The sequence below is a fragment of the Streptomyces cahuitamycinicus genome, from assembly GCF_002891435.1.
In the GTDB taxonomy this organism is placed as follows: domain Bacteria; phylum Actinomycetota; class Actinomycetes; order Streptomycetales; family Streptomycetaceae; genus Streptomyces; species Streptomyces cahuitamycinicus.
Window position 1 is genome coordinate 1 of sequence record NZ_POUC01000238.1, and the last position, 12,271, is coordinate 12,271.

Genomic DNA, 12,271 nt, shown 5'->3' on the forward strand with positions numbered 1-12,271 from the left:
GTCCCAGGCAGTGCGTCGGGTGGGGGTGAGAGTGCGGGGGCAGGTGGATGCGGATGCCCTGCGGGGCGATCAGCAGTGAGCGGCGCCGGGCTTGTCGGAGCCGTTCCTGTTCTCGGCGTTCGTGCGCGATGACGTAGGGGCGCACGAGGTTGTGGTCCTCACCGCGGAGGGGGCGTGCGCCGAACTGACGCGGGGACGGCCCTTCGGCGGGCGGGGGCTCGTATCCGTCTCGTGCGTCGAGCCGCCGTCGTCCCGTACCTGGGGCGACGAGGCTGAGCAGCGGTTCGAGGAGGCGGGCGATGAGGCCGAACATGGTGTGACTCCGTGATCGATGTCGCGTTGTGTAGCGATCGACGTACAGAGTGAAACGACCCGTATTAGGCTCGCCAGGGGGTTCGAGGTGACAGAGCATTTGTCACGGAGGAGTTGATCTCGTGGGCACCAACTACGGCGACTGGCTCAAGGAACAGCGCGAGGCGGCGGGGCTGACGCAACAGCAGCTGGCCGAGGCGGCGGTCATGACTCGAACGCACATCGCGCATATCGAGGCGGGGCGCCGGGTGCCGTCACGGGAGGATGCTCGGAGGCTCGATAGCGCGCTGGGCACGGGGAATGTACTGAGCAGCTTCCTGCCGCAGGAAGAAGTGGCGGTCGCCGACTACTTCGAGGCGGCCCGGTTGCTCGAACAACAGGCGGTGATGATCAGGGAGTTCGCTCTGTCGTTCGTCCCGGGCATCCTGCAGACGAAAAGGTACGCGCGTGCGGTTCTGAGCACGTCGTTCCCTCCTGTGAGTGAAGAGGAATGTGACAGGCTCGTTGTCACACGCCTTGAGCGGGCGAAGATCCTGGACGATCCGGTCACGCCCGTAGTCTGGGCGCTGTTGGACGAGGCGGTGCTGCGGCGCCGGATCGGCGGACCAGGTGTCATGGCGGAGCAGCTAAACCACCTCGTGCATCTTGCCGAGACCGGCCGGATCCAGGTGCATGTCTTGCCGTTTGCCCTGGGGGCACACCCGCTCCTGAGTAACATGCTCACGCTGATGTGGTTCGAGGACCAGCCGCCGGTGGCCTACGGTGAGGGTCTGTGGATGGGAAGAGTCCATGACTCCCCGTCCATCGTCCAGGAAATCCAGCATCGCTACGATTTCGCGCTGGGCAACGCCCTTCCTCTGAAGGAATCCCTGGCTCTGCTCAGGGCGACAGCAAGGGACTGCGAACGCTATGACCGACCGAGTCATACCGAGCACAGCGGCAATGGAGGGGTGGCGTAGGTCCTCCTACAGCAACGACCAGGGCGGCAGCTGCCTCGAAGTCCTCGATGGCCACCGCCGGGGTGTTCCCGTACGCGACTCCAAGAACCCTCAGGGACCCGCACTGATCGTTCCGGGGCCCGCCTGGTCGACGTTCGTCACGGCGATCAGGAGTGGTGGCTTCCTCTCCTGACCGCCCGTCGGTTCACGTCCACTCGTCCGCCTTGACCTCCGTCTGCTTCAGTACGCGGTCGATCGCGTCCGGGGCCTGGTCCGGCGGGTAGCCGTAGAGGCGGAGCAGGAGTTTCACCTTGCCCCGGATGCGGTCACGGGCCTGGCCTTTGACCCGCCAGTCGACGGTGACGTCCTTGCGGACGAGTTCGCACAGCTTGTGGGCGATCTCGGCGAGAACGCCCTGGCCCAGTTCCAGGGCGGAGGGGTTGTCGGCGACAGCGTCGTAGAAGGCCAGCTCGTCCTCCGTCAGACCGAGCTCCTCGGCCCGTGACCGGTCGGCGGAGATCGTGCGGGCCAGTTCGACGAGCAGGTCCATGACCTCGGCGGAGCTGAGGAGGCCGTTGTGGTAGCGGTTCATGACCGCCTGCATCTTCTCGGTGAAGGTCCTCTGGCGTACGACGTTGCCGGGGTGGGCGTCCCTGATCTCCTTCTTGATGGCGCGCCGCAGGGCCTCGATGGCAAGGTTGGGGTGCCGGCTGGCCCGCATCTGCTGGACGAAGTCCTCGCCCAGGTGGGACAGGTCGGGCTTGGTGAGCCCGGCGGCGTCGTAGATGTCGACGACACCGTCGGCGGCGACGACCTCGGCGTTGAGCTGCCTGACGAGCCGGTTCACGTCGGCCTCGGTGGCGAGTCCGTCGACGTGGCGGTCGTCGGCGGTGAGCTTCTGGCGAGATGTGCGGACGGAGGAGTAGAACCGGATGTCGGGGAGGAGGTCCTGGACGTCCGGGTGGGTGGAGCAGAGGGAGAAGGACCGGGACAGCAACTGCGAGTGGTGCATGAACAGTTGGTGCCGGGTGGGTTTGCCGGGCTCCAGGTCCGGTTCGGCTTCCTTGAGGAATTCGAGAACGTCGTAGAGGGCTTCCTTGTAGCCGTGGGCGTCGAGGGTTGCCCGCCAGGGACAAGGGCGCAGGACTTCCCCGATCCGCTGGTGGGTGCGCCGTACGGCCGCGCACGCCTCTTCGACAGGGGCGCCGATGGTCCGGTTCTCCTGGTCGGGGGTGGAGTACTCACGGAGGGCGTCGGTGAGTTCCTGGGCCACGCCGAGGAAGTCGACGACGAGACCCGAGGGCTTCTCGCCCCAGGTGCGGTTGACCCGGGCGATGGCCTGCATGAGGGCCGCGCCGCGCATCCGGCGGTCGAGGTAGAGGGTGTGGAGGGGCGGGGCGTCGAAGCCGGTGAGCCAGAGGGACTGGACGATGACGAGTTCGAGCTCGTCCTTCTCCTCCTTGTCCACCACTCGCTTCTGGATGCGCTTGAGCTGGGTGGGGGTTCGGACGTAGTCGGCGACTTCCTCGTCGTCGTGGCCGGGGTTGCCGGTGAAGACGACACGTACCTTGCCGGTGTCGTCCGGGTAGAGGCCGCTGTCCGGGTCCCGTTCGCCGGTCCACTCCGGGCGGCGGCGGGCGATGGCCTCGAAGAGCCGGGCGGCGATGGCGCGGGAGGAGCACACGATCATGCCTTTGCCGGGGCGGCCGGTGAGCTTGATCATCTCCTTGCGGCGGTGGTCCCAGTGTTCAAGGATCGTCTTCGAAAGGTCCTCTATCCGCTCGTGGGCGCCGATGAGGTCCTCGAAGGCGCCGAACCGGCGGCGGGCGCGCTTCTGTTCCGCCTCGGTCAGCCCCTCCACCAGGCCCTCTGCCTGCGCGTCGAGGTCGTCGAGGTCGACGTCGTCGGGGAGCCCGCCCTTCAGCTTGACCTTGTGGAGGATCGCCTCGTAGTAGACGGGGACGGTGGCGCCGTCGTCCACGGCCTGGGTGAGGTCGTAGGTGTGGATGGTCGGGCCGAAGACACCCTCGGTACTGCCGGTGGCGTTGTCGATGGGGGTGCCGGTGAAGGCGATGAAGGTGGCGTGGGGGAGGGCGTCGCGGAGGTTGCGGGCGAAGCCGTCCTCGAAGTCGTAGTGACTGCGGTGGGCCTCGTCGACGATGACGATGATGTCGCGGCGGGGGGATATGACGGGGTGCCGGGCGCCGGCCTTCCGCTCGGCCTGGCTCACGCGGAACTTCTGGAGGGTGCTGAAGACGACACCGCCGCCGCTGGTGTCCCGGGTGAGGAGGTCCTTGAGCTCTTTGGCGTTGTGGGCCTTGTCGGGCTCGCCGGCGATCCGGTGGAGGCTGTGGCTCCTGGCGAAGGTGCCGAAGAGCTGGGTGTCGAGGTCGATACGGTCGGTGAGGAGCAGGACCGTCGGGTTAGACAGCTCGGGCGTGCGAACCACCTTGCCGGTGTAGAACAGCATCTCCTCGCTCTTGCCCGCGCCTTGCGTGTGCCAGACGACGCCCGCCTTGCCGTCCGTCGCGGCGGCCGATTCGGTGGCGGCCACGGCCTCGCGAACGGCGAAGTACTGGTGAGCCTTCGCGAGCTTGACGGTGTCGACGTCGGCACCGATGCCTTCGGCGGAATAGGAGAGGTAGGAGCCGATCAGGTCCAGGAAGCGGTCGGGTTCGAGCGGGCCCTGGATCATGCGCTCCAGGGCGCGTCCGTCCTGCCACTCCTTCTTGCGGAGCAGGGTCCCGTCCTCGTCGGCGTGCCAGGGGGCCATGTGCTGCCAGGGCGTGAAAGGGGTGCCGAGGCGGGCGGTTATGCCGTCGCTGGCCACGGCGAGCAGCAGGGTCCTGAAGAGGCCGTCGTTGCGTAGCTCCCGCCGGTAGTTCTGAATCTGGTCGTAGGCCTTGCGGGAGTCGTCGGGGCCGCTGGCCTTCTTCAACTCGATGATGCCGAGGGGGAGTCCGTTGACATACAGGACGATGTCGAAAACGAACTCCCGGCCGCGGGAGTTGCTGCGTACGCGGACCTGGGAGGCGGCGACGAGGTCGTTGCCGTGGGGGTTGGTGAAGTCGACGACGCGGACGGTCTCGTGCCTGTCGGTGTCGGTGAGCGGGTCCCGGTAGGACACCTTCACGGCGTCCATGGTGAGGCGGCGGTAGAACAGCCAGTTCTGGCGGACGTCCGAGCCGGGGGACGGCTTCAGCAACTCGTCGATGGCGGCGGTGACCGCCGTCTCGGGCAGGTGGGGATAGCGGGTGACGATGGCGGTGCGCAGGCGAGGATAGAGGACCAGGTCGTCCCAGGACTTGCGGTGCCCGTGAGCGGGCCCGAGGTCCTTCCCGTCGACATGCAGCCAACCGAACTCCGCGAGCTGCTCCAGCGCGATGTGCTCCCAGTCCTTCTCGGAGAAGGTGAGCGCCTCGGCGTGGGAGGCGGCGGCTTCGGAGGCAGGGTGCGGCTGCTCCTCGGGGTCCACGCTCATACGGCGTCCTCCACGGCTTGTTCGGCGTCCTTGATACGGAGCTTGCCGGTCACCAGTTGGGGGAGGAGGGTGTCGCGGAGTTCGGTGAGGACGCGGTTCTCGTCTGCGGTATGCGTGATTTCGGTGTGTAGTGCGTTAAGAGCCGCGACCAGATCCTGCCGATCGTTATCAGCAGGCAGTGAAATAGGCCACGAAGGCATTTCTTTGAGTGGGATACGGTCGACAGTGGCACCATGGACGGTGCGTCGCCTGATTTCTTCTTGAAATTCGCAGCTCAGGTAGGCGTGTAGCAGCAAGGCGCCGTTCACAGACGTACTTCGTGGACGCAAGAGCCCCATGCGGCGACCGAGGCATGCCCGGATCCCTGCAGGCATGAGGGCGGCTTCTCCAAGCCGCGTCTCGTAGGAGAACAGCACGTCGCCCTCCTGTGGCTGCACACGCTTTGTCCAGCGAGGGAAGTCGATGTCAGAGAGATGTGCGGACTCTGCCAGGTCCAGCACGCCTCCCTTCAGACTGCTGATGCTCAGGAACCACGGTCCGTGTGGCGTCTTTTGCGGTGTGGCGTGCGGGCCATCGAAGACTGTGGCGATGTCTCCAATACGCGTCTGTGCTGTGGCGGGTGTGAGGGCGTAGCGAGCCTGAGCCAGCTCCATGGCGGTTTCGGCGATTCGCTCGTTGACGGCGATCTTGTCGTCCAGGACGCCGAGAACTTCGGCGATGGCCCGCTGCTCCGTCATTGCGGGGATGCGTCCGATGTCAAGAGAGCGAACGTCTTTGATATTTAGATGCGGAACGGTTGATCCTGCTGCTCTGGCGTGCATCCGATCTTGGATGGGTGGCGCCATGAGTGCGTACAGAAGGTATCGCGAGTTGACGTGCTCCGAGGCTGGGCGAAGGAGGACGGTTCGCTGCCTGAGGCACACTCGTTGACCGGCGTCAATTCGTCCCACCTGGCCTACGGGTGCCTCGCGGGTGAGGATAAGATCTCCCTCTTGGGGAGTTTCACGCTCTGTCCATTCTGAGTATGTCTTTTCGTCAACCGGGATCGCGGTATCGAACAGGATTCGACCGTTCCGGATGTGGGGCGTGCCAATCGAATATCCGTATGTCGTTCCTGGGTTAGCGGATGGAGCCGTCTTGTGCTCGCTGTCGACAATCAATTCGCAAATGTCGCCCAGTGTTTTTCCCATCACATCCTCCCCAACTGCTCACGCACCACAGCCTCCAGCCGCCCCGATTCCTCGAACAGCCCGAACAGCTCCTTGCTCAGCCGGGCCACCCGTTCCGCCACCGGCTCCGCGTCCGGATCCTCTTCCGGTTCCGCGGTCCCCACGTACCGCCTCGGCGTCAACACGAACTCGTGCCCGCGCAGCTCCTCCAGGGGCACGCTCCGGCAGAACCCGGGAACGTCCTCGTACGTCCCGACGCCCGGGCCCTCCGCGCCTCGCCAGGCTCTGAACGTCCCCGCGATACGGGTCAGTTCCTCATCCGTCAGCACCTTCTCTGTGCGCGAGGACATCACGCCCATCTCCCGAGCGTCGATGAACAGCACCTCGCCCTTCCGGCCTCGCACCCACTTCGAATGCCGGCCCTTGCCCTCCCCGAGGAACCACAGGCACGCCGGGATCTGCGTCGACCGGAACAGCTGGCCCGGCAGCGCCACCATGCACGCCACCAGGTCGTCCTCGACCATCGCGCGCCGGATGTCGCCCTCGCCGCCCGACTTGCTGCTCATGGAGCCGTTCGCGAGGACGATGCCCGCACGGCCACCCGGCGCGAAGTGGCTGACCATGTGCTGGATCCACGCGAAGTTCGCGTTGCCGACCGGCGGGGTGCCGTACGTCCACCGGTCGTCGACGCCCAGCAGTTCCCCGCCCCAGTCGGAGATGTTGAACGGCGGATTGGCCATGACCACGTCGGCACGCAGGTCGCCGTGCTGGTCGTCGCGGAAGGAGTCGGCCGGGCCCTCGCCGAGGTCGGCCTCGATTCCGTGGATCGCGAGGTTCATGTGGGCCAGGCGCCAGGTCGTGAGGTTGCGTTCCTGGCCGTACACGCCGACGTTCATGCGGTCGCCGCCATGCGTCTCCACGAACCTCTCCGCCTGCACGAACATGCCGCCCGAGCCGCACGCCGGGTCGAGAACCCGCTCGCCCTCCTCCGGCTCCAGCATCTCCACGAGGAGTTTCACCACGCTCGGCGGGGTGAAGTACTCGCCGCCCTTGCGGCCCTCCTGGAGGGCGAACTGCTCGAGGAAGTACTCGTACACCTCCCCCATGAGGTCCCGCGCCCCGACCCGCTGACCGTCCTCGCCCACCTGGGCCTGGAAGGTGAGCCGGTCGAGCAGCTTGACCAGGCCGGCGAGGGTGGTCTCGTCGACGCGGCCGCTGTTGTACTGCTGCGGCAGCGTGCCCTTCTTCAAAGACGTGTTGACCTTCTCGATCGTCTCCATGGCCATGTCGATGACCTTGCCGAGGGTCGGGTCGTCGAGTGTGCCCTTGGCGCGCTCCAGGACGGTTTCCCAACGGGCCGTCGGCGGGACGTAGAAGATGCCGGCGCCGGTGTAGAGCTCACGGTCCTCCAGGATCTGCGGGATCGCGGAGGCCGGGGGCTCTCCGTCGAAACCGAGTTCCTCCAGCAGCCAGCCCCCGGGCCGCAGTCCCTCCTCCAGGTGCGCCCGCTTCTCCTCCATGGCGGCCGACACGTACTTCAGGAACACCAGCCCGAGCACGAAGTGCTTGTACTCGGCGGCGTCCAGGCTTCCGCGCAGCTTGTCGGCGGACTTCCAGAGGATGGACTTCATGTCCTCCGGCTTGGCTTCCTTCTTCTTCCGTGGCGGCACGGGACCCTCACTTCTCTCGACTCACTGCGAAACACTCACCGCGCAGCACTGCTGCGCACCCGACACCAGCTCCGACCGCGCCGGATCACCCCTGTTCCCACCAGACCCCCGTCACTGCCTCCGCAACGCCAGCTCCCCGTCGGCGACCCCGGCCGAGACCCGCTCCGCGAGCCGGTCCAACGCCTCCAATTGCCTGCGTACTTCGGCCCGCAGCCGCTCCGCCTCGATCAGGATCGCCTCCAGTTCGGCGATCTCCTCCGGCGCCAGCTGCGGCAGATCCATGTCGCGCACGCTCACCCGTCGAACAAGCGAACCACTGCCCCGATGCTGGTTGCGCGGCGCCTGGAGGAGACGGGCCAGGGAGTGCGGACGCATCCACAATTCAGTGGAATGCCCCGGACCGCCCCGGGTGACATCCCGCACATGCTCCCGGTACGCAGTGATGCGCAACCCCTGCACGGGTGACAGCAGCACACACCCGCCGACCGTGTCGACCAGGCAGCGCACGCCGTGTTCGGCGAGCAGCAGCACGTCACCCAGATCGGTGACCTTGGCCGACGGGTAGGCCGCGAGGTCCTCAGGAGCGATACACCGCGCCCCAACCGGAAGTTCGCCGAGCATCTCCTCGCGCCCGACGACCGGCAGGCCCGCTTCGCCGATGTGCTCCGTCTTGACACGATGCCCGTTGAGCAGCTTCAACTGGCCCGCCTTCAGGAGGACGTCGAGCTTCCGGTACCGAATCGGCGTGTGCGTGTCCCGTCGGCTGATGTTCATGTCGCCCACCCAGTCCCGCAGGCGGGGAAGGGCGACGGCGACGGCGCGGCGCGCGGTGAGCGTCTCCTCGAAGTGGTCGACGCGCGTCTCGGGCGCCGCCAGCCGGTGGGCGGGCAGAACCGAGCGGTTGTCCAGCAGTTGCTCGCGGCCGGGGCCGGACGTCCGTACATTGACACGCTGTGCGTCCTGAGGGTCGTAGGCGTCGTCCCGCTTCGGCCGCTCCTCGCCGGGCTCGGGAACCACTCCGGGGCGTGTTAGCCCCACCACCTGTTCGATCCACGTCCCGGCCTTCCCGCCCGCCCGCTGGGCGATGCGGTCGGCGTCGACGAGGAGTACCGAGCGGGGTTCTGACGACGGGGGGCGCAGCACCAGAAGCGCGAACTCCGCCCCCGTACGGAACGGATGGATGCGGCGCGGGAGCTGGACGATCGCTTCCACGCAGCCTCTGTCCAGCAGGGAATCGCGCGTGCTGATCGTCGCCGTGCGCATGGATGTCGGGCCGGTCCCGCTGGTGCGGGTCAGTGTCCACGTGGGGACGACGACGTAGGCGCGGCCCTCCGGCCGCAGCCGGCGCACGGCTTCCAGCGCCCACCACAGCGGGCCCTCGGCGTCCCGTTCCCGCTCACCCGACACATAGGGCGGATCGGCCAGCACCAGGTCGGCGGTCGAGAAGTCGTGCGGCTCGACGGGGGCCTGGTTCCAGGCGCGCAGGGTGTCGAGGTCAGAAGGAGAGGAGCAGACGTCGGCGGCTCCGGCCTCGTAGCTGAGGAGCCGGTAGCGCAGCAGCTTGCGCAGCAGGGGATCGGGTTCCACGGCCACGAGTTCGCCGTGTCCCCGGAGACCTTCGTATGGTCCACCGCCCATCCCGAGCAGCAACTCCCCGAGTCCCGCGCACAGGCTGATCGTCGAACGCTGGTCCGGGCCGCCCTCGTTGGGACCGATCAGCGCGGCGACCAGTGCGACGACTCCCCGGGGCGTGATGTCCATGACGAGGTCGGATTCGAGCCGTCTGGCGATCTCCAGGCCCTCGTCGTCTAGGCCGAGCAGTGCGTCGGCCGCCCAGCCGGGTGCGCCGATCTCGTCCATGAGCTCATGAGCGGCGCGGACGACATCAGGGTCGGCCGCCTCGTACTCCGCGAGGAGTTCCGCGGGGAGCGCCTCGGTGATCCAGTGCTTGCCCTCGGCGGACATCGCGATGACGGCGAGCGCCTGTGAGATCAGCGTCTCCGCCGAGCCCAGCCGGTGTTTGAGCGCGACCAGGCCGCGCAGCCGCAGGGCGCGGCGGAAGCGGTCGCCGTACGTTTCGAGGTGACCGCCCTCGTCGGGTTCGGCGTCGGGGACGGTGCGCAGGTCGAGCCAGTCGGCGATCTCGGCCGCGTCGAAGAGCGGCTTGCTCTCGCTGCCCGCCCCCGTCAGTGGGTCGGGGAAGGGGAGTCGGGAATCGCCGGGGCCGCCCACGACCTCCCGTGAGAACCGCCGCCGCCAGTTGCTGACGGTGGGGCGGCCCACCCCGGCGAGTTCCTTGATCTCACCGAGCGAGACCGGGGCGTGGGACGGGACCGGCGCGGACCCGGGCTCGGGCGCGGCTGTGCGCTTCCAGGACATGTACGTGGGATTGGGCCGGGACACGACCTCACAGCCGGATCTGCTCGGCACCGGCCAGCACGAGCGGCTTGCGGGCGAGCACCTCGGGGACCTGGCTGAACTGCCGGTGCAGCGCCGCCTTCTCGGGCGACACGTACTCCAGGAGCCTGAGCAGCGTCTCGTAGTCCTTCTCCAGATGTCGGTGGCAGATGCGCTCGTGGTGACCGATGCGGTTGCGGAAACGGCGTACATGGTCCAGCTGCTGCTGGAGCGCGCCGCGCCGGCCCCGGTAGCCATGGAACGCGTGCCGGAGAGCGGGGTTCCAGAACTGCATCTCGTAGTTCTGGCCTCGACCGGTCAGGCCGACCCAGAAGCCGAGCGTGAGCTTGGCGACCATGTCGTCGGGGGTGACGCCCGCCCCCAGCTCCTGCTGGAGGGCGAGCTTGGCGCTGCGGACCTGCTGGAGACCCTTCGTCGTCAGCCGGACTCGCGGGGAGTCCCACCAGTCGGAGCGGCCGTAGCGCCCGGCCAGCCTGGAATGGAAGGCGTTGCGCATCGAGACCTCGAAGTCGCGGAGCGCGCTCAGGAACGCGCGCGACGCCTCACCGTCCCAGCAGTAGAGCCGCAGGGCGACGAGAGGGTCCCCGCCGCACTCGTCGAGATACGGCTGGAACCTCTCGGCCGAGATCGCGTCCGCGATCCGCTTGACCTCTTCCTCCGTCACCACTGTGCCCCCTGAACGAACGGTTCCGTGTTACCTTCGGAGGCGTGAGCCCCGGAGTACTGTCACTGCTTTGCACACAGCCCGGGGCACAGCTATGTCCGGACGTGGGAAGGTGTCCTGGGGCATGCGGGGGTGGGTGCCGCTGCCGCCAGTTCCTGACTGACTTCTCCGCTTGAACGCAGACCACAGTACGACGCGGGATAGTAGATGTCCAGCAGCTTCTGAGAAGGGGGGTTCTCAGAAGCTGCCGCTGCGAGTGCATCTACCTGCAGGGGGTACGAGTGCAGCAAGCCCCGGCTAGTGGTGGAACCCGGTCGCCGCGCCCCTGTCCTCGGTCAGCGGGCGCGGCTGCCGGCGCAGGTCCGGCAGCAGCCGCTCCAGGTCCTGCGCGAGGAGCTCCGCGAGGTCGGCGGAGAAGCCGTTGCGGCACACCACCCGCAGCACGGACAGGTCCTCCCGGTTCGGCGGGAAGGTGTACGCGGGCACCAGCCAGCCGCTCTCGCGCAGCCGCCGGGACACGTCGAAGACGTCGTACGCCGTCACGTCCGGTGCGGTGGTGAAGGCGAACACCGGCAGTTCGTCGCCCCGGGTCAGCAGCCGGAAGTCGCCGAGCGCCTCGACCCGCCCGGCCAGCTCCGTGGCCACGTCCCGCGCGGCCTGCTGGACGACCCGGTAGCCCTCCCGGCCCAGCCGCAGGAACGTGTAGTACTGCGCCACGACCTGCGCGCCCGGCCGGGAGAAGTTGAGCGCGAACGTCGGCATGTCGCCGCCCAGGTAGTTCACCCGGAACACCAGCTCCTCCGGCAGCGCCTCCGCGTCCCGCCACAGCGCCCAGCCGACGCCCGGGTAGACCAACCCGTACTTGTGCCCCGAGGTGTTGATCGACGTCACCCTCGGCAGCCGGAAGTCCCACACCAGGTCCTCGTCGAGGAAGGGCGCGACCATGGCCCCGGACGCCCCGTCCACGTGCACCGGGACGTCAAGACCGGTCCGTTCCCGCAACGCGTCCAGCGCCGCGCACAGGTCCGCGATCGGCTCGTAGGACCCGTCGAAGGTCGAGCCGAGGATGCCGACGACGCCGATGGTGTTCTCGTCGCACAACTCGGCCGCGGCCTGCGGGTCGAGGTGGAACCGCTCGCCCTCCATGGGCACCAGCCTGGCCTCCACCTCCCAGAAGTTGCAGAACTTCTCCCAGCAGACCTGCACGTTGACACCCATGACCAGGTTGGGCCGGGCCCCCGGATAGCGGTCGGCGTTGCGTTTCGCCCAGCGCCGCTTCAGGGCCATCCCGGCGAGCATGCACGCCTCGCTCGACCCGGTCGTCGAACACCCCACGGCCGTCGCCGGGTCGGGCGCGTTCCACAGGTCGGCGAGCATCGCCACGCAGCGCCGCTCCAGCTCGGCGGTGCGCGGGTACTCGTCCTTGTCGATCATGTTCTTGTCCCGGCACTCCGCCATCAGCACCCCGGCCTCCGGCTCCATCCACGTGGTGACGAAGGTGGCGAGGTTCAGCCGCGCGTTGCCGTCCAGCATCAGCTCGTCGCGCACCAGCTGGTGGGCGGTCGCCGGTGCCATGGGCTGGTCCGGGAGCCGGTGGGTGGGCGGGGCCTCGGCCATGT

9 protein-coding genes are annotated in these 12,271 nt (G+C 67.9%); 2 read left to right on the top strand and 7 right to left on the bottom strand.

Translation table 11 applies throughout. The features are described from left to right. Nucleotides 1-313, bottom strand: a 313-nt coding sequence (locus tag C1J00_RS27070; RefSeq protein ID WP_102911635.1) for a hypothetical protein, incomplete at its 3' end; no start/stop codon positions are given. 121 nt (nt 314-434) lie between these two features. On the opposite strand from C1J00_RS27070, the gene C1J00_RS27075 reads away from it, so the two are divergent. Beyond that, nucleotides 435-1,271: a helix-turn-helix domain-containing protein gene (locus C1J00_RS27075; RefSeq protein ID WP_102911636.1), complete on the top strand. Its 837-nt coding sequence runs from the start codon at nt 435-437 to the stop codon at nt 1,269-1,271. Further along, complete coding sequence (locus C1J00_RS27080) at nt 1,255-1,443, top strand: DUF397 domain-containing protein (RefSeq protein WP_342751756.1); 189 nt, start codon at nt 1,255-1,257, stop codon at nt 1,441-1,443. The genes C1J00_RS27075 and C1J00_RS27080 overlap by 17 nt, the downstream gene beginning before the upstream one ends. A gap of 12 nt (nt 1,444-1,455) precedes the next feature. On the opposite strand, the gene C1J00_RS27085 is transcribed toward C1J00_RS27080, so the two are convergent. The 6 genes from C1J00_RS27085 to gad all read right to left on the bottom strand — a co-directional run. After that, a complete protein-coding gene (locus tag C1J00_RS27085) occupies nt 1,456-4,731 on the bottom strand; it encodes a type I restriction endonuclease subunit R (protein WP_102911638.1) in 3,276 nt (1,091 codons plus the stop codon). After that, complete coding sequence (locus C1J00_RS27090) at nt 4,728-5,921, bottom strand: restriction endonuclease subunit S (RefSeq protein WP_102911639.1); 1,194 nt, start codon at nt 5,919-5,921, stop codon at nt 4,728-4,730. Before C1J00_RS27090 ends, C1J00_RS27085 begins: the two co-directional genes overlap by 4 nt. Beyond that, the gene (locus C1J00_RS27095) at nt 5,921-7,570 is read right to left on the bottom strand and encodes a class I SAM-dependent DNA methyltransferase (RefSeq protein WP_102911640.1); all 1,650 of its coding nucleotides are present in this window, start codon (nt 7,568-7,570) and stop codon (nt 5,921-5,923) included. The genes C1J00_RS27090 and C1J00_RS27095 overlap by 1 nt, the downstream gene beginning before the upstream one ends. Before the next feature lie 111 nt (nt 7,571-7,681). After that, complete coding sequence (locus tag C1J00_RS27100) at nt 7,682-9,949, bottom strand: N-6 DNA methylase family protein (protein ID WP_102911641.1); 2,268 nt, start codon at nt 9,947-9,949, stop codon at nt 7,682-7,684. 28 nt (nt 9,950-9,977) lie between these two features. Next, nucleotides 9,978-10,652: a hypothetical protein gene (locus C1J00_RS27105; protein ID WP_146046263.1), complete on the bottom strand. Its 675-nt coding sequence runs from the start codon at nt 10,650-10,652 to the stop codon at nt 9,978-9,980. A gap of 297 nt (nt 10,653-10,949) precedes the next feature. Then, a partial coding sequence (gene gad, locus C1J00_RS27110; protein WP_102911643.1) for a glutamate decarboxylase occupies nt 10,950-12,271 on the bottom strand: 1,322 nt, incomplete at its 5' end.

What these genes read in the sequence shown, in the direction of transcription:
- C1J00_RS27080 (WP_342751756.1), top strand. Translation starts at nt 1,255, where the DNA reads ATGGAGGGGTGGCGTAGGTCCTCCTACAGCAACGACCAGGGCGGCAGC.
- C1J00_RS27085 (WP_102911638.1), bottom strand. Translation starts at nt 4,731, where the DNA reads ATGAGCGTGGACCCCGAGGAGCAGCCGCACCCTGCCTCCGAAGCCGCC.
- C1J00_RS27090 (WP_102911639.1), bottom strand. Translation starts at nt 5,921, where the DNA reads ATGGGAAAAACACTGGGCGACATTTGCGAATTGATTGTCGACAGCGAG.
- C1J00_RS27100 (WP_102911641.1), bottom strand. Translation starts at nt 9,949, where the DNA reads ATGTCCTGGAAGCGCACAGCCGCGCCCGAGCCCGGGTCCGCGCCGGTC.